Source organism: Streptomyces sp. NPDC058812, from assembly GCF_042744565.1.
Classification (GTDB): Bacteria; Actinomycetota; Actinomycetes; order Streptomycetales; family Streptomycetaceae; genus Streptomyces; species Streptomyces thinghirensis.
On record NZ_JBHYOB010000007.1, the window covers coordinates 55,299 to 71,560 of the forward strand.

General features: G+C 72.7%; 11 protein-coding genes and 1 pseudogene. 10 read left to right on the forward strand and 2 right to left on the reverse strand.

Going from position 1 to position 16,262, the window contains the following annotated elements:
- Positions 1-195: 195 nt before the first annotated feature.
- Positions 196-768 (forward strand): annotated as a pseudogene (locus tag ACFW48_RS16050) (N-acetylmuramoyl-L-alanine amidase); the annotation flags it as partial.
- Positions 769-1,229: 461 nt separating this feature from the next.
- Here the strand turns inward: ACFW48_RS16050 and ACFW48_RS16055 are convergent.
- Positions 1,230-2,276, reverse strand: a complete 1,047-nt coding sequence (locus tag ACFW48_RS16055; protein WP_386315028.1) for an Rv2578c family radical SAM protein — start codon at positions 2,274-2,276, stop codon at positions 1,230-1,232.
- A 159-nt stretch (positions 2,277-2,435) separates the two neighbouring features.
- Between ACFW48_RS16055 and ACFW48_RS16060 the strand changes: the two genes are divergently transcribed.
- From ACFW48_RS16060 to ACFW48_RS16075, 4 genes are all read left to right on the forward strand, one after another.
- The gene (locus tag ACFW48_RS16060; RefSeq protein WP_310870141.1) at positions 2,436-2,879 is read left to right on the forward strand and encodes an SRPBCC family protein; all 444 of its coding nucleotides are present in this window, start codon (positions 2,436-2,438) and stop codon (positions 2,877-2,879) included.
- Between the two features lie 149 nt (positions 2,880-3,028).
- Positions 3,029-5,437, forward strand: a complete 2,409-nt coding sequence (locus tag ACFW48_RS16065) for an MFS transporter (protein WP_386315031.1) — start codon at positions 3,029-3,031, stop codon at positions 5,435-5,437.
- A gap of 144 nt (positions 5,438-5,581) precedes the next feature.
- Positions 5,582-8,053, forward strand: a complete 2,472-nt coding sequence (locus ACFW48_RS16070) for a SpoIIE family protein phosphatase (RefSeq protein WP_386315034.1) — start codon at positions 5,582-5,584, stop codon at positions 8,051-8,053.
- A 149-nt stretch (positions 8,054-8,202) separates the two neighbouring features.
- On the forward strand, positions 8,203-8,928 hold the full coding sequence (locus ACFW48_RS16075) for a class I SAM-dependent methyltransferase (protein WP_386315036.1): 726 nt from the start codon (positions 8,203-8,205) through the stop codon (positions 8,926-8,928).
- Between the two features lie 64 nt (positions 8,929-8,992).
- On the opposite strand, the gene ACFW48_RS16080 is transcribed toward ACFW48_RS16075, so the two are convergent.
- Positions 8,993-10,216: a cation:proton antiporter gene (locus tag ACFW48_RS16080; RefSeq protein WP_386315038.1), complete on the reverse strand. Its 1,224-nt coding sequence runs from the start codon at positions 10,214-10,216 to the stop codon at positions 8,993-8,995.
- Positions 10,217-10,503: 287 nt separating this feature from the next.
- On the opposite strand from ACFW48_RS16080, the gene ACFW48_RS16085 reads away from it, so the two are divergent.
- The 5 genes from ACFW48_RS16085 to ACFW48_RS16105 are packed head-to-tail and all read left to right on the forward strand — an operon-like array spanning position 10,504 to position 16,254.
- Complete coding sequence (locus tag ACFW48_RS16085) at positions 10,504-11,337, forward strand: M55 family metallopeptidase (protein WP_386315041.1); 834 nt, start codon at positions 10,504-10,506, stop codon at positions 11,335-11,337.
- Positions 11,330-12,652, forward strand: coding sequence for a M20/M25/M40 family metallo-hydrolase (locus ACFW48_RS16090; protein WP_386315044.1), 1,323 nt, complete (start codon positions 11,330-11,332; stop codon positions 12,650-12,652). Before ACFW48_RS16085 ends, ACFW48_RS16090 begins: the two co-directional genes overlap by 8 nt.
- Positions 12,653-12,710: 58 nt before the next feature.
- Complete coding sequence (locus ACFW48_RS16095) at positions 12,711-14,705, forward strand: prolyl oligopeptidase family serine peptidase (RefSeq protein WP_386315047.1); 1,995 nt, start codon at positions 12,711-12,713, stop codon at positions 14,703-14,705.
- A gap of 5 nt (positions 14,706-14,710) precedes the next feature.
- Positions 14,711-15,634, forward strand: coding sequence for an LD-carboxypeptidase (locus tag ACFW48_RS16100; protein ID WP_386315674.1), 924 nt, complete (start codon positions 14,711-14,713; stop codon positions 15,632-15,634).
- A gap of 53 nt (positions 15,635-15,687) precedes the next feature.
- Positions 15,688-16,254 (forward strand): GNAT family N-acetyltransferase, encoded by a 567-nt coding sequence (locus ACFW48_RS16105; RefSeq protein ID WP_386315050.1) that lies wholly within the window; start codon positions 15,688-15,690, stop codon positions 16,252-16,254.
- Positions 16,255-16,262 lie beyond the last annotated feature (8 nt).

Genomic DNA, 16,262 nt, shown 5'->3' on the forward strand with positions numbered 1-16,262 from the left:
GGTCCCCGCGCGGACCGCGGACCTTGGCACACGGCCCGGCGAGAACCCCCACCGCAAGGCCGACACGATCACCGTGCTCCGACGAGCCCCGCCCCTACGACCGGAGGCTGACATGCCCCAACCACCCAGCCCGAGCGGCATCGTCATGTCGGCGACCACCTGGTCGTGTCCGGAGCGTGTGTGATGGCCGCGCCGATGGGAGCGCGGAGCTTCCTGCGAGCCCTCCGGGAAGAGGGCCTGGTCGTCGTCGAGGTCGGCGAATGGGAGCGACACAACCGCAACCACAAGGGCCCCTGGGGGCCCGTGCACGGGGTGATGATCCACCACACCGTGACCCGGGGCAGCGCCCGCACGGTGGAGATCTGCCGCAAGGGCTACGCGGGACTGCCAGGGCCGCTGTGCCACGGCGTCATCACCAAGGACGGCAGGGTCCACCTGGTCGGCTACGGGCGGGCCAACCACGCGGGCCTGGGAGACGACGACGTCCTGCGTGCCGTCATCGAAGAAGCGCGACCGCCGGCGGACAACGAGTCGAACACCGACGGAAACCGGCACTTCTACGGCTTCGAGTGCGAGAACCTCGGGGACGGCGTCGACCCTTGGCCCGCCGTCCAACTGGACGCCATCGAACGCGCCGCAGCAGCCGTCTGCCGCCACCACGGCTGGAACGAGCGCTCCGTGATCGGCCACCTCGAATGGCAGCCCGGAAAGGTCGACCCGCGCGGCTTCACCATGGGGTCGATGCGCGCCCGGATCGAAGAACGCCTCACCCACCCCGCCGGCTGGACCCCCGGCGATCCCGAGGAGGACGACATGCCGCGAGCGATCGGCCGCTACGACAGCGACGACCAGGAGATCACACCCCGCAAGTGGACCACGCTCAACGTCGACGGGTTGGACCTGCTCACCCGCGCGTCCCACTACCAGGCCATGGCCCAGATCCGGGCGGAAGTCCCGCCGGGCTCCACCCTCCAGGGCCGCTTCTACCACCTGCGTCCAGGCGGCTCCCGCTGGAACGGCCCGATCACCGAACGGACGGGCACCGACGGCAGCAGCTTCGCCGACTTCCACAACAGCGGGTCCATCGTCGCCGACGAGCGGCTGCGGTTCGAGTTCATGTACTACCCGGCCGACAGCGCCGACCAGGAGCCGATCACGATCACGGCGGCGTACGTACGCGGCCTCTACTGGGAGGCCTGACGAAAGATCCCGAGGCGGGAAGGCAGTGCTCAGAGAAGCGAGAGCTGGACCGGCTCGGTCGCTGCGAGCCGATCCGGCTCCGGTGGTGCCGGCTCCGCGATCCGCCGCGCCATCCCCGCGCGCGTGGGCCCGATGCCGTACTCCTCCGCCAAGTCGTGCACCTGGCGCGTGATCCGGCGCTGGTACCACTTCGGGGCGTAGGCGCCCTCCGCGTACAGCCGCTCGTACCGGCGCACCAGGTGGGGGTGATGCCGCCCGAGCCAGGCCATGAACCACTCCCGGGCGCCCGGCCGCAGATGCAGCACCAGGGGCGTCACCGACGTGGCGCCGGCGGCGGCGACCGCCCGTACGGTGGCTCGCAGTTGGGCCGGTTCGTCGCCGAGGAACGGGATGACCGGTGCCATCAGCACGCCGCAGCCGATGCCGTGCTCACCCAGGATCCGTACGACCTCCAGGCGGCGCTCCGGCGCGGGCGTCCCCGGCTCCACGGTGCGCCACAGCTCCGGGTCGGTGAAGCCGACCGAGACCGAGATCCCCACGTCCGTCACCCGGGCCGCCCGCGTCAGCAGGTCCAGGTCGCGCAGGATCAGCGTGCCCTTGGTCAGGATCGAGAAGGGGTTGGCCCGCTCGGTGAGGGCCGCGATGATGCCCGGCATCAGCCGGTAGCGGCCTTCGGCGCGCTGGTAGCAGTCGACGTTGGTGCCCATCGCGACGTGCTCGCCCTGCCAGCGGCGCGAGGCCAGCTGGCGGCGGAGCAGCTCGGGCGCGTTCACCTTGACGACGATCTGTGAGTCGAAGCCCAGCCCCGTGTCGAGGTCCAGGTAGCTGTGCGTCTTCCTCGCGAAGCAGTACACGCACGCGTGTGTGCAGCCCCGATACGGATTGACCGTCCATTCGAACGGCATGCGCGAGGCGCCCGGCACCCGGTTGAGGATCGAGCGGGCCCGCACCTCGTGGAAGGTGATGCCGCGGAACTCGGGCGTGTCGAACGTGCGGGTGGTGACCGCGTCCGCGTCGAACAGCGCGGGGTCGGCCGCCCGGGCGTGGTCGGAGTCCGTGAGGTTCTCCCAGCGCATTGACGCCTCCTCGGTAGCACTGCCCACACAATAGAACACTTGTTCCCGTGATCGTGCGGATGAGTCGCGCGGGGCCGCTTCGCGCCCCCCGATTTGGTGGCCGGGCGGCGGGGTGGTTGGCTTGCCCGGACCCCGAGAACCAGGCCCTGGAGGAACCCGATGGCGCAGGTCGAGGCGACTACGGAGCGGATCGTCGCAGCGGACGCGGAGACGGTGTTCGACACCCTCGCCGACTACAGCGGCAGCCGCGAGAAGCTGCTGCCCGAGCACTTCAGTGAGTACGAGGTCCGGGAGGGCGGCGACGGCGAGGGCACCCTCGTGCACTGGAAGCTCCAGGCCACCAGCAAGCGCGTCCGTGACTGCCTGCTGGAGGTCACCGAGCCGACCGACGGCGAGCTGGTCGAGAAGGACCGCAACTCCTCCATGGTCACCACCTGGCGGGTCACGCCGGCCGGGGAGGGCAAGTCCCGCGTGGTCGTCGTCACCACCTGGCAGGGCGCCGGCGGCGTCGGCGGATTCTTCGAGAAGACCTTCGCGCCCAAGGGGCTCGCCCGGATCTACGACGCGATGCTCGCCAAGCTCGCCACCGAGGTCGAGAAGTAGCCAAAGGGCAAGTACGGGGCGGCCGTTGGCCGCCTCACCGGTTCGAGTGATGTACGCGACTCACCGCCGTATGCCGTAACTCTTCGCACTTGTTCGCAGTTGTCGCCCCAGGCGGCAATTGTGAGCAGGTGTGACGAGGGGAGCGGTACATGGGCGGGATCACTCTGGTGCAGGACGAACCGGCCACCGCACCCCCGACGCCTCCCGAGCCCCCCGCACCCGAGCCGGAGCCGGGTGCCGGGCTGAGCCCGCGCCGGGTGCGGCTGGTCTTCGGCGGACTGATGCTGGCGCTGCTGCTCGCCGCGCTGGAGCAGATGATCGTGGCCACGGCGCTGCCGAAGATCGTCGGCGAGCTGCACGGGCTGGAGAAGATGTCCTGGGCGATCACCGCCTACCTGCTCACCTCCACCGTCGGCCTGCCGATCTACGGCAAGCTCGGTGACCTCTTCGGGCGCAAGGGCGTCTTCCAGTTCGCCATCCTGGTGTTCATCGTCGGCTCGGCGCTCGCCGGCCGGGCGCAGACCATGGACCAGCTGATCGCCTTCCGGGCCGTGCAGGGCGTCGGCGCGGGCGGCCTCATGATCGGCGTGCAGGCGATCATCGCGGACATCGTGCCGCCCCGCGAGCGCGGCCGCTTCATGGGCCTGATCGGCGCCGCCTTCGGGCTCGCCTCGGTCGCGGGCCCCCTGCTGGGCGGCTACTTCACCGACCACCTCTCCTGGCGCTGGTGCTTCTACATCAACGTGCCCTTCGGCCTGGTCACCATGGCCGTCGTCGCCGTCGTCCTGAAACTGCCCAAGCCGCAGGCCAAGCCCCGCCTCGACGTCCTCGGCGCACTGCTGCTCGCCGCCGCCTCCACCTGCCTGGTGCTGCTGACCAGTTGGGGCGGCACCGAATACGAGTGGGGCTCGGAGGTCATCCTCGGCCTCGCCGCCGGAGCGGTCGCGGCCACCGTCCTCTTCCTGGTCGCCGAGCACTTCGCGCCCGAACCGCTGATCCCGCTGCGGCTGTTCCGGGACTCCGTCTTCAACGTCACCGGCCTGTGCGGCCTCGTCATCGGCGTCGCCCTGTTCGGTGCCGCCAGCTACCTGCCGACCTTCCTGCAGATGGTCGACGGCGCCACCGCCACCGAGTCCGGCCTCCTGATGCTGCCGATGATGGGCGGCATCGTCGGCACCTCGATCATCTCCGGTCAGATGATCAGCCGTACCGGACGCTACCGGTCCCACCCGATCCTCGGCAGCGCCCTGTCCGTCGCCGGCATGTGGCTGCTGTCCGGGCTCGACGCCGACACACCCCGGCTGCATTACAGCATCTGGATGGCCGTCCTCGGCGCCGGCATCGGCATGGTGATGCCCGTGCTGGTCCTCGCCGTGCAGAACTCCGTGCGCCCCGCCGACCTCGGCACCGCCACCAGCGCCAACAACTACTTCCGGCAGATCGGCGGCAGCGTCGGCGCGGCCGTCTTCGGCACCCTCTTCGCCGACCGGCTCACCGACGCCCTGGCCGACCGGATCCCCGCCGAGGCGGGCGCCGGGCTGCCCGACGCCGAGGCCATCACCCCACAGCTCGTCCACTCCCTGCCCCCGGCGCTGCGCGACGCCTACATCGGGGCGTACGCCGACGCCATGCCGCGGATCTTCCTCTACCTGGTGCCGGTGCTCGTCCTCGGGCTGCTCATCGCCTTCTTCCTCAAGGAGAAACCCCTGGTGTCCCACAACGCCCCCGTCACCGAGCAGGAAACCGCCCAGACCGCGCAGTCCGTCGCCCCCGTCCCGCAGGCCCGGTCGCCGTACGCCGCCGGCATCGCCGTCTGCGGCACGGTGCAGCACCCCGACGGCACCGTCGTGCCCCGCGCGGCGCTCACCCTCATCGACGTCAGCGGCCGGCAGATCGGCCGGGGCGCCAGCGGCGACGACGGACGGTACGCGCTGGCCACGCCCGGCTCGGGGTCGTACGTCCTGATCGCCGCGGCCGGCGGTCACCAGCCGCAGGCGGTCTCCGTGACCGTCGGCGAACGCCCGGTGGAACTGGACGTGGTCCTCGGCGGTGCCGGCCGCCTCGCCGGCAGTGTGCTCACCGCGGACGGCAGCCCCGTACGCGACGCGACCGTCACGCTCACCAACGTCCACGGCGAGGTCGTCGCCACCACCCGCAGCGGCCGGGAGGGCGGCTACGTCATCACCGAGCTGGTGGCCGGCGAGTACACCCTGGCCGGCAGCGCCCCCGCCTTCCGCCCGGCCGCGCTGCCCGTCAGCGTCCAGGCCGCCCGGGAGACCCGCCAGGACGTCGAGCTGGCCGGCGGCGCCGTGCTGCGCGGCACCGTGCGCGCCAGTGGCGGACGGGCCGTGGAGGACGCGCGCGTGACACTGCTCGACGCGGCGGGCAACGTGGTGGACACGCTGACCACCGGGCCCGACGGCACCTTCCGGTTCGTCGACCTGTCGTCCGGCGAGTACACCGTCATCGCCGCCGGCTACCCGCCCGTGGCCACCGTGCTCCAGGTGGCCGGCGGCGGCCGCACGGAGCGCGACCTCCAGCTCGGGCACGAGGACTGAGGGCGGGCGCCGCGCGCGGGTGTGCGCCGGTGCGTTTGCGCGCCACCAATTCCCCCGTTGCCGCACATGGTCACCGACCACCGCCGTACCGTGGTGACGGCGACACAGATCTTGCGGAGCCGTGGGGAGAGAGGGCCTGACGCCATGGACCATGGCACCCAGCGGGACGCACCTCCAGGCCGCCGTGCCGGACCCGGCGCCGTGCCGACGGACCCCGTGGCGGGCCGGGTCCCGCTGGCCGTCGTCGTGGTGGACCGCGACGGGCTGGTCTCCCACTGGAGCCGGGGCGCACGGCGGCTGTTCGCCCTGCCCAAGGAAGAGGCGATCGGCCGGCCCGCCCCCGACCTGCTGCCCGTCTCGGGCGTGCTCCCCGAGGACGGGGACGTCACCGGGTACGGCTCGTACGCGGCCTACGACGGCCTCGGGCCTGGGCTGGAGTCCTCCCTCGACGGGCGCTTGTCCTACCCGGCGGCGGGCCGCGCCCGCCTGACCGTGCCGGGCAACGACCGCGTCGACGTGCTGTGGTGGGCGTACCCGCTGGTGGGACCCGGTCGAGAGCGGCTGCTGGTGCTGGCCGCCGACGCGGAGGGCCTGCGCCGGGACTACGCCGACGGCGGCGGGCGGGAGACGACCGTCGAGCGGATCGCGCCCGGCTTCGCGCTGCACACCGACTTCCCCGGTGCCGAGGAACTCGCCCGCCGCCTCCCCGAGATCCTGCCCAGCATGAGCGTCGGCGAGAGCGCCCGCATCGTCGCGCAGGTCCTCGAACTGGGCTATCCGATCCTGGAGTTCAGCCAGAACGACCGGGTGCCCGTCACCCCCGACTGGGGCGTGCCCCGGCGCGCCGAGCGCAGGGCGCGTCGCGAGCGGGCGGCCCGGGCGCTGGCGGCGGGCGAGCCGGTGCCGGACGACCTGCGGGACGAGGCCGAGGACCTGGAGTACGCCGCCGTCCGCGAACGCCTGGAGTTCCTCAACGAGGTCAGCGGACGGATCGGCACCTCGCTCGACCTCTCCCGGACCATCGTCGAGGTCAGCAAGGCGGTCGTCCCGCGCTTCACCGACGTCGCCGGCACCTACCTGCGCGAACAGGTCGTCGCCGGCGAGGGGTTCCCCGACGGCGTGCCGGACACGACGACGATGTGGCACCGGGTCGCCCTGGAGCACACCGACGAACCCGGCCGCTGGGACGACGTCGTACCGGTCGGCGAGGCCATGCCGTTCCCGGCGCACACCCCCTTCTTCCAGTGCATGACCAGCGGCGAGCCGGTCCTGGTGCCCCGCATCACCGAGGAGATGGGCCACGCCATCGCCTCCCAGTTCGAGAAGCGGGACATCCGGCCGCTCATCACGGGCCGCTCGATGTTGCTGGTGCCGCTGAAGGCGCGCAACGTCGTCCTGGGCTTCATGATCCTCCTCCGGCACCCGGAGCGGCCCGTCTTCAACGACATGGACCGGGTCACCGGCGCCGAACTCGCCGCCCGCGCGGGTCTCGTCCTCGACAACGCCCGCATGTACACGTACCAGGAGAACGTCGCCGAGACGCTCCAGGACAGCATGCTGCCGCACATCCCCGCGCGCATGGCCGGCTGCGACATCGCCACCCGCTATCTGCCCGGCACCCTCCTCGGCCGGGTCGGCGGCGACTGGTTCGACTCGGTCAAGCTGCCCGGCGCCCGCACCGCCCTCGTGGTCGGCGACGTCATGGGGCACGGCCTCAACTCGGCCGCCATGATGGGCCAGTTGCGCACCGCCGTGCAGACCATGGCGGGGCTCGACCTGCCGCCCGCCCAACTCCTGCGCAACCTCGACGACCTCGCCCAGCGGCTCGGCGACACCCACCTGGCGACCTGCCTGTACGCCGTCTACGACCCCATCGCCGGTGAACTGCGCCTCGCCAACGCCGGTCACATCCCGCCCGTACTGGTCCGGGCCGAGGACGGTGCCAGCGAGCTGATCGACCTGCCCACGGGAGCGCCGATCGGCGTCGGCGGGGTGCCCTTCGAGGCGGTACGCGTGCCGGTGGCGCCCGGCGACCGGCTGGTGATGTGCACCGACGGCCTGGTGGAGGTGCGCGGCGAGGACATCGGCGTCGGCCTCGCCACCCTCTGCGAGTCCGCCGCCCACCCGGCCGCGTCCATGGACGACGCCTGCGACACCATCATCCGCGCGCTGGGCACACGTGGGGGCCGCAAGGACGACGTGGCCCTGCTGATGGTACGGCTGGGCGGCATCGAGCCCGACGCCGTGGCCGAATGGCGCCTCGCCCGCGACCCGGCCGAGGTCGGCCGCGCCCGCGCGGCGGTCCGCGAGCAGGTCCACGACTGGGGTCTGCCGAAACTGGCCGACCCCGCCGAGCTGATGGTCAGCGAACTCGTCACCAACGCCGTACGGCACGCCCGCTCCCGGCCGGTCGAGCTGCGTCTGGTCCGCGCCGACACGCTGCTGTGCGAGGTGGACGACGACGACCACGAACTGCCGGCGCTGCGCAGCGCCGGCCCCGACGACGAGAACGGGCGCGGGCTGCGCGTCGTCAGCACCCTCGCCCGCGAATGGGGCGCGAGCCGCACGAAGGCGGGCAAGACCGTCTGGTTCGAGCTGACGCTGCCCCGCCGATGAGCCGCCGCGCGCAGTCAGGGGGGCGCGCTCCGTTCGCACGTCCGGTGAAGGAATGCGCCGGGCGCTTGTGGCCGTGCGCCGGGCGCGGTACACCGTACGGGCCCGTCACCTCCGACGGGCTGTACGTCGTCGCACCTGGGGAGTCGGGCATGAGCGTGACGAGTCGGTACCGGGACGCCTGGGAGAGCTTCTGGAACGAGGCACCCGAGGGCCAAGGGGCGGTGTTCTGGGACGCGGAGCCGATGCTGACCGCCGGCCGCCACCTGGCCCACTTCGAGCCGCACCTGACCGATCCCGGTTTGCCGATGATCGACCTCGGCTGCGGCAACGGCACCCAGACCCGCTACTTCGCCGACCGCTTCCCGCATGTCGTCGGCGCCGACCTGAGCGCCGCCGCCCTCGACCACGCCCGGCACGCCGACCCCGCCGGACAGGCGGCGTACCGGCAGCTGGACGCCGCCGACAAGGCCGAGGCGGAGACGCTGCACGCGGAGCTGGGAGACGCCAACGTCTATGTGCGGGGCGTCCTGCACCAGTGCCAGCCCGACGACCGGCAACCGCTGGCCGACGCCCTCGCCGCCCTCGTCGGGGAACGCGGCCGCGCCTTCCTGGTGGAGCCCTCCCAGGCGGCCAAGACCGTGCTGATGGCGCTGGCCCAGGGGCCCGAGGGGCCGCCTGCCAAGCTCGCGCCCGTCCTCCGGCACGGCCTGACCCCGGGATCGGTTCCCGACGAGGCGGTGCCCGAGTACCTCCGCGCGGCCGGACTCACCGTCCTGGCAAGCGGTGAACTGCCGCTGATCACCACGGAGTACACACCGGACGGCACCCGGATCGAGCTGCCGTCGACGTGGGTGGTGGCGGGGCGGCTCGAGTGACGGGCGCCCGGGGCGGTGGCATGGGGACGCGCTGGCACGGTGCCGACGTGCGGCCCCCTGGGCGTCACCACGCCTCCGTGTCCTTCGCCCCCTCCTGGGCGGCCGCCGGCTTCGCCGTCCCGCCGGTTGCCGAGCGCAGCCGCGTCGCGAGCGAAGGCAGCACGAGTACGGAGATCATCGCGGCGCCGACCAGCGCGGCGGCCCGGTCCGTGCCGAGGAGGTCCTGGTCGACGCCGATGGTCGTGATCGCGACGACCAGCGGCAGACAGGTGGAGGCGAACAACGCGAGGGCCGACCGGTCCGTACGGCTCAGGTCCTTCGGGGCGAGCAGGTACACCGGTCCGCCGCGCACCAGCAGGAACAGCAGCAGAAAGGCCGGCACCAGCAGGAGCGCGACCGGATCGTCCAGCAACGCCTCCAGGTCGAACTCGATACCGGTGACGACATAGAACAACGGCACGAGGAAGCCGAAGCCCAGGGCCTCCACCTTGCCGACGACCTCCTCGCTGCTCGCGGGCGCGGCCCGGTGCAGCACGAGGCGGGTCAGCACGCCGGCGGCGAAGGCGCCCAGCAGCACGTCGAGGCCGAAGACCTCGGCGAGGCCCAGCATGCAGGCCAGCAGCAGCATGACGAACCGGACCGCGAACTGGCCGCTGCTGCGCAGGGTCCGCTCGGTCAGCTCGCCGAACCACGGCGGGCGCGGGCGCAGCGCCCAGAAGACGGCCGCGGCGGTGATCGCCCCGAACGCGGCCAGCAGGGCCGCGGACTCGGCGGGCCGGCGTCCGCTGAGGAGCAGCGCCATGGCGACGACGGGGCCGAACTCGCCGACCGCGCCGAAGGCCGACACCACCGTCCCGAAGCGGCCCCGCAGCTCACCGCGGTCCCGCAGCATCGGCAGCACCGTGCCCAGCGCTGTGCTGGTCAGGGCGGTGCCGACGACGAACGCCTCGAAAACCTCACCGCCGCTGAAGAGGAAGCCCAGGCCGATCCCGAGGACGAGCGAGACCGGCCAGGCCCGGAGGGAACGGCGCAGGGTGTCGCCGCGGACGGCGGCGAACTCGATCTCGTAGCCCGCCAGGAAGATCAGCATCGACAGACCGAGATCGGCGAGCGTGTCGACGAGCTTGTCGGGGTGCGCCCAGCCCAGGACCTGCGGGCCGATGAGGATGCCGAGGACGACCTCGAAGACGACCAGCGGAACGCGGAGTCGACGTCCCGTGGCGTGCACGAGGAGCGGCGCCAGGACGGCCGCGGCCATGATCAGGACGAGCGTGCCCGGATGGGTCATGGCGCGCCGCCGTACATGGACGCGGCGCGGCGGTTCATGGCCGTACCGGCGTGGACGTTCTCGCTGACGGCGTGCACAGTGCCACTCTTCCTCGCTCCGGCGGTCGGGACGACCGGGTGTACGCCGTCGGGAGGAGGAAGGGCGGGCTGTGCGCCTGGTCCTATGATCGGCCGAATCCGTAGAAGGGCTGGTCGTAGGCCGTACGGGGCGAGTTCAGTGGTCCCTACCACCGGTAGTTGTCCACAGCTCTGGCCGGGGCGGCCGGGCAGCGCGTACGGTTTCGAGGCATGAAGATCCTCATCAGCGCCGACATGGAAGGCGCCACCGGTGTCACCTGGCCGGCCGACGTGCTGCCGGGGACGCCGCAGTGGGAGCGGTGCCGGTCGATGTTCACCTCGGACGTGAACGCCGCCGTGCTGGGCTTCCTCGACGGCGGTGCCGACGAGGTGCTCGTCAACGAGGCGCACTGGACCATGCGCAACCTGCTCCTGGAACGGCTCGACGAGCGTACGCAGATGCTCACCGGGCGGCACAAGGCGCTGTCCATGGTGGAGGGCGTCCAGCACGGGGACGTGGACGGCATCGCGTTCATCGGGTACCACGCGGGCGCCGGCATGGAGGGCGTCCTCGCGCACACCTACCTCGCCAACCAGATCACCGGCGTGTGGCTGAACGACGTGCGGGCCAGTGAGGGTCTGCTCAACGCACACGTCGTCGCCGAGTACGGGGTGCCGGTCGTGCTGGTCACCGGGGACGACGTGGCCTGCGAGGACGCGCTCGGGTACGCGCCCGAGGCGCTGAAGGTCGCGGTCAAGGACCATGTGTCGCGGTACGCGGCCGTGTGCCGTACGCCGGCGAGGACCGCCTCCGACATCCGGGCGGCGGCCAAGGAGGCGGCGGCGCTCGCGGTGCGGCACGAGCCGGTGAGCGGTGGGCCGTTCACCGTCGCCGTGGAGTTCGACGCCGAGCACCTGGCGGCGGCCTCGACCGTCGTGCCGGGGGTGGCCCGCATCGCGGAGCGGAAGGTGGCGTACACCCACGACACCATGTTCGAGGCGATCCGTGCCTTCAAGGCGGTCACCACGATCGCCTCGGCCGCCGTGGAGGAGCAGTATGGCTGAGCAGCCCCAGCACACCGACGCGCAGGCGCTGGACGAGGTCGTCCGGTTCACCTCGGAGCTGATCCGCATCGACACGACCAACCGGGGCGGCGGCGACTGCCGGGAACGCCCGGCCGCCGAGTACGCCGCCGCGCGGCTCGCCGAGGCCGGGATCGAGCCCACACTGCTGGAGCGGACCGAGGGCCGTACCAACGTCGTCGCCCGGATCGAGGGCACCGACCCGTCGGCCGGCGCGCTGCTCGTGCACGGTCATCTGGACGTGGTGCCCGCCGAGGCCGCCGACTGGAGCGTGCACCCGTTCTCCGGCGAGATCCGCGACGGCGTCGTCTGGGGTCGCGGCGCCGTCGACATGAAGAACATGGACGCGATGATCCTGGCCGTCGTGCGCGACTGGGCCCGGCAGGGGGTACGGCCCCGGCGGGACGTCGTCATCGCGTTCACCGCGGACGAGGAGGCCAGCGCCGAGGACGGCTCCGGCTTCCTCGCCGACCGGCACGCCGCGCTGTTCGAGGGCTGCACCGAGGGCGTCAGCGAGTCCGGGGCGTTCACCTTCCACGACGGTGCCGGCCGCCAGTTCTACCCGATCGCCGCCGGTGAGCGCGGCACGGGCTGGCTCAAGCTCACCGCGCGGGGGCGAGCGGGACACGGTTCCAAGGTGAACCGGGAGAACGCGGTCACCCTGCTCGCCGCGGCGATCACCCGCATCGGCGACCACGAGTGGCCGCTGCGCCTGACCCCGACCGTGCGCGCCGCGCTGACCGAACTCGCCGCCGTCTACGGCATCGAGACCGACCTGCGCGACGTCGACGCGCTGCTGGACAAGCTCGGTCCCGCCGCGGGGCTGGTCGAGGCCACCGTCCGCAACAGCAGCAACCCGACCATGCTGGACGCCGGTTACAAGGTCAACGTCATCCCCGGGGAGGCCGTCGCCTACGTCGACGGGCGCTTCCTGCACGGCTGCGAGGACGAGTTCCGCAGTACCCTCGACCGGCTCACCGGGCCGGACGTGGACTGGGAGTTCGCCCACCGCGAGGTCGCCCTCCAGGCGCCGGTGGACTCACCGACGTACGCGAGGATGCGTGCCGCCGTCGAGGAGTTCGCCCCCGAGGGGCACGTGGTGCCGTACTGCATGTCCGGCGGCACGGACGCCAAGCAGTTCTCGCGGCTCGGCATCACCGGCTACGGATTCGCGCCGCTGAAGCTGCCCGAGGGCTTCGACTACCAGGCCCTCTTCCACGGCGTCGACGAGCGTGTCCCCGTCGAGGCGCTGCACTTCGGCGTCCGCGTTCTCGACCGATTCCTGCGCACGGCGTAGCAGCCAGGCCTTCAGGGGCCCGACCGACGAGTATCTGGAGGAGAAAGTGGGGGAGTCGGTGCAGACTCTGCCGTACGGATCGTGGCCCTCGCCCATCGACGCGGCCCTCGCCGCCGCGCACGACGGGCGCCCCGACGATGTGGGCTTCGTCGGCGACGAGGTGTGGTGGACGGCCCCCCGGCCCACCGAGGGCGGTCGGCGCACGCTGGTGCGGCGGCATCCCGACGGTACCGAGGAGCCGGTGCTGCCCGCGCCCTGGAACGTCCGCAGCCGCGTCATCGAGTACGGCGGCCGGCCCTGGGGCGCGCACATGACCGACACCGGGCCGCTGGTGGTCTTCGTGCACTTCGCCGACCAGCGGCTGTACGCCTACCAGCCGGGTGGTGGTGAGCCGCGTCCGCTGACGCCCGTCTCCCCGGTGGGCGGCGGGCTGCGCTGGGCCGAGCCGGACGTGCGTGGCGAGCGCGGCGAGGTGTGGTGCGTCCTGGAGGAGTTCACCGGTGACGGGCCCAGCGACGTGCGCCGGGTCCTGGCGGCGGTACCGCTGGACGGCTCGGCGGCCGGCCGGCGGGACGCGGTCCGCGAACTCACCGGCGCCCGGCACCGCTTCGTCACCGGCCCCCGCGTCTCGCCCGACGGGCGGCGCGCCGCCTGGCTCGCCTGGGACCACCCGCGCATGCCCTGGGACGGCACCGAGCTGGTCGTCGCCGAGATCGGCCCGGAAGGTACGTTCCGGGACGCCCGGACGGTCGCCGGTGGGCCCGAGGAGTCCATCGCCCAGGTGGAATGGGCGTCCGACGGCGCTCTGCTCCACGCCTCCGACCGCACCGGCTGGTGGAACCTCTACCGCGACGGTCGGCCGCTCTGCGCCCGCGAGGAGGAGTTCGGCGGACCGCTGTGGAAGCTCGGGCAGCGCTGGTTCGCCCCGCTGGACAGCGGCCTGATCGCCGTCGTGCACGGCCGTGGCGCCACCGCCCTCGGCATACTCGACCCCGAGACCGGCGAGGTCGTCGACGCCGCGGGTCCCTGGACCGAGTTCGCGGCGACCCTCGCCGCGCACGGCGAGCGAAGCGAGACGGGTGTCGCCCCGCCCGGAGGGTGGGGGAGAGTGGTGGCGGTCGGTGCGAGCCCGCGCAGCGCCTACGAGGTGGTCGAGCTGGACCCCCGTACCGGCCGGACCCGGGTGATCGGCGCCCCGCACGACGACGCGGTGGACCCGGCGTACTACCCCGAGCCGCAGCTCCGCACCTTCACCGGACCCGCCGGGCGCGAGATCCACGCCCACATCCATCCGCCGCACAACCCAGGCTGCCTCGCACCGGACGGTGAGCTGCCGCCGTACGTGGTCTGGGCGCACGGCGGTCCCACCAGCCGGTCCCCCCTCGTACTGGACCTGGAGATCGCCTACTTCACCTCGCGCGGCATCGGCGTCGCGGAGGTCAACTACGGCGGCTCCACGGGGCACGGCCGGGAGTACCGCAACCGGCTGCGCGAGCAGTGGGGCGTGGTCGACGTCGAGGACTGCGCCGCCGTCGCCCTCGCCCTGGCCGGCGAAGGCACCGCCGACCGGGAGCGGCTCGCCGTGCGTGGCGGCAGCGCGGGTGGCTGGACGGCCGCCGCCTCGCTGGCCACGACCGACGTCTACGCCTGCGGCACGGTCATCTACCCGATCCTCGACCTGACCGGCTGGGGCACGGGGGAGACCCACGACTTCGAGTCGCAGTACCTGGAGAGCCTCATCGGCCCGTACGCCGAGGTGCCCGACCGGTACGTCGAGCGGTCGCCCGCCGAGCACGCCGACCGGGTCACCGCGCCGTTCCTGCTGCTCCAAGGGCTGGACGACGTGATCTGCCCGCCCGTGCAGTGCGAGCGGTTCCTCTCCCGCATGGCGGGCCGGGGAGTGCCGCACGCGTACCTCACCTTCGAGGGCGAGGGGCACGGATTCCGCCGGGCGGAGACCATGGTGCGCGCCCTGGAGGCCGAACTCTCCCTCTACTCCCAGGTGTTCGCTCTGGACCCGCGCGGCATTTCGACCCTGGCGCTGAACCGGTGACGAAGGTGACAGAACTGACCCGCCCGGCCCGGCTCGCCCCCGGCGCCCGGGTGGCCGTCGTCGCGCCCAGCGGGCCCGTCCCCGAGGAGCGGCTGCAGGCGGGCCTGGACGTGCTGCGCGGCTGGGACCTCGACCCGGTCGTGGGCCCGCACGTCCTGGACCGGCACGGCACCTTCGACTACCTCGCGGGCACCGACGCCGACCGGGCCGCCGACCTTCAGGCCGCCTGGTGCGACCCGTCCGTGGACGCGGTGCTGTGCGCCCGCGGCGGGTACGGCGTGCAGCGCGTGACCGACCTGCTCGACTGGGAGGCGATGCGCGCGGCCGGGCCGAAGGTGTTCGTCGGCTTCAGCGACATCACCGCGCTGCACGAGGCGTTCGCCACCCGGCTGGGCCTGGTCACACTGCACGGGCCGATGGCCGCGGGGATCGACTTCCTGAAGAACGCGCGGGCGCAGGAGCATCTGAGGGCCACCCTGTTCGCGCCGGAGACGGTCCGCGTGATCGCCTCCGGCGGCACGCCCATGGTCCCCGGCCGGGCACGCGGCGTCACCCTCGGCGGCTGCCTGTGCCTGCTCGCCGCCGAACTGGGCACCCCGCACGCCCGTCCCACCGCGCGCGGCGGCCTGCTGTGCCTGGAGGACGTGGGGGAGGAGACGTACCGGCTGGACCGCTACCTCACCCAGCTCCTGCGCGCCGGCCGGCTCGACGGGGTCGCCGGGGTGCTGCTCGGCTCGTGGCACGAGTGCGAGCCCTACGAGCGGCTGCGGCCGATGCTGGCCGACCGGCTCGGCGGCCTCGGCGTGCCGGTCGTGGAGGACTTCGGCTTCGGCCACTGCGAGGGAGCGCTGACCATCCCGTTCGGCGTAACGGCGGAACTGGACGCGGACGCGGGCACCTTGGCGCTGGACCGGTCGGCACTGCGCTGACCACGGTGCCGACCGGCCCCGCGCGCGGCGACAAGGCGTCGTAGGCTGGCGAAATGCCGCACAACGCATCCCGCCACCTCGCCGAAGGCCCTCGCGTGGGCATACGGCACTTCACCTACGAGGACGGCGCCGAGTTCACCGCCCGGGCCCGGGAGAGCAAGGACCTGCACCACCCGTGGCTCTTCCCGCCGGACAGCGCCCAGGCGTACGAGGCCTACGCCGCCAGGCTGATCGAGGACCGGACGAAGGCCGGGTTCCTGCTGTGCGAGAAGGACACGGGCGGGGCGGACGGCGGCTCCATCGCCGGGTTCGTCAACATCAACAACATCGTCGAGGGCGGCTTCCTCAGCGGCGCGCTCGGCTACGGCGCCTTCGCGCACGCGGCGGGGCGCGGGCTGATGCGCGAAGGGCTGGACCTCGTCGTGCGGTACGCGTTCGGACCGATGCGGCTGCACCGGCTGGAGATCAACGTGCAGCCGGGCAACTTCGCCTCGATCGCACTGGCCCGCGCCTGCGGCTTCCACCTGGAGGGCTTCTCGCCGAGGATGCTCTACATCGACGGGGCCTGGCGCGACCACCAGCGCTGGGCGATCACCGCCGAGACCGTGACTTCCGGTTGATCTTCATC

What these genes read in the sequence shown, in the direction of transcription:
- ACFW48_RS16055 (WP_386315028.1), bottom strand. Translation starts at nt 2,276, where the DNA reads ATGCGCTGGGAGAACCTCACGGACTCCGACCACGCCCGGGCGGCCGAC.
- ACFW48_RS16070 (WP_386315034.1), top strand. Translation starts at nt 5,582, where the DNA reads ATGGACCATGGCACCCAGCGGGACGCACCTCCAGGCCGCCGTGCCGGA.
- ACFW48_RS16105 (WP_386315050.1), top strand. Translation starts at nt 15,688, where the DNA reads ATGCCGCACAACGCATCCCGCCACCTCGCCGAAGGCCCTCGCGTGGGC.
- ACFW48_RS16065 (WP_386315031.1), top strand. Translation starts at nt 3,029, where the DNA reads ATGGGCGGGATCACTCTGGTGCAGGACGAACCGGCCACCGCACCCCCG.
- ACFW48_RS16075 (WP_386315036.1), top strand. Translation starts at nt 8,203, where the DNA reads ATGAGCGTGACGAGTCGGTACCGGGACGCCTGGGAGAGCTTCTGGAAC.
- ACFW48_RS16085 (WP_386315041.1), top strand. Translation starts at nt 10,504, where the DNA reads ATGAAGATCCTCATCAGCGCCGACATGGAAGGCGCCACCGGTGTCACC.
- ACFW48_RS16090 (WP_386315044.1), top strand. Translation starts at nt 11,330, where the DNA reads ATGGCTGAGCAGCCCCAGCACACCGACGCGCAGGCGCTGGACGAGGTC.
- ACFW48_RS16080 (WP_386315038.1), bottom strand. Translation starts at nt 10,216, where the DNA reads ATGACCCATCCGGGCACGCTCGTCCTGATCATGGCCGCGGCCGTCCTG.
- ACFW48_RS16060 (WP_310870141.1), top strand. Translation starts at nt 2,436, where the DNA reads ATGGCGCAGGTCGAGGCGACTACGGAGCGGATCGTCGCAGCGGACGCG.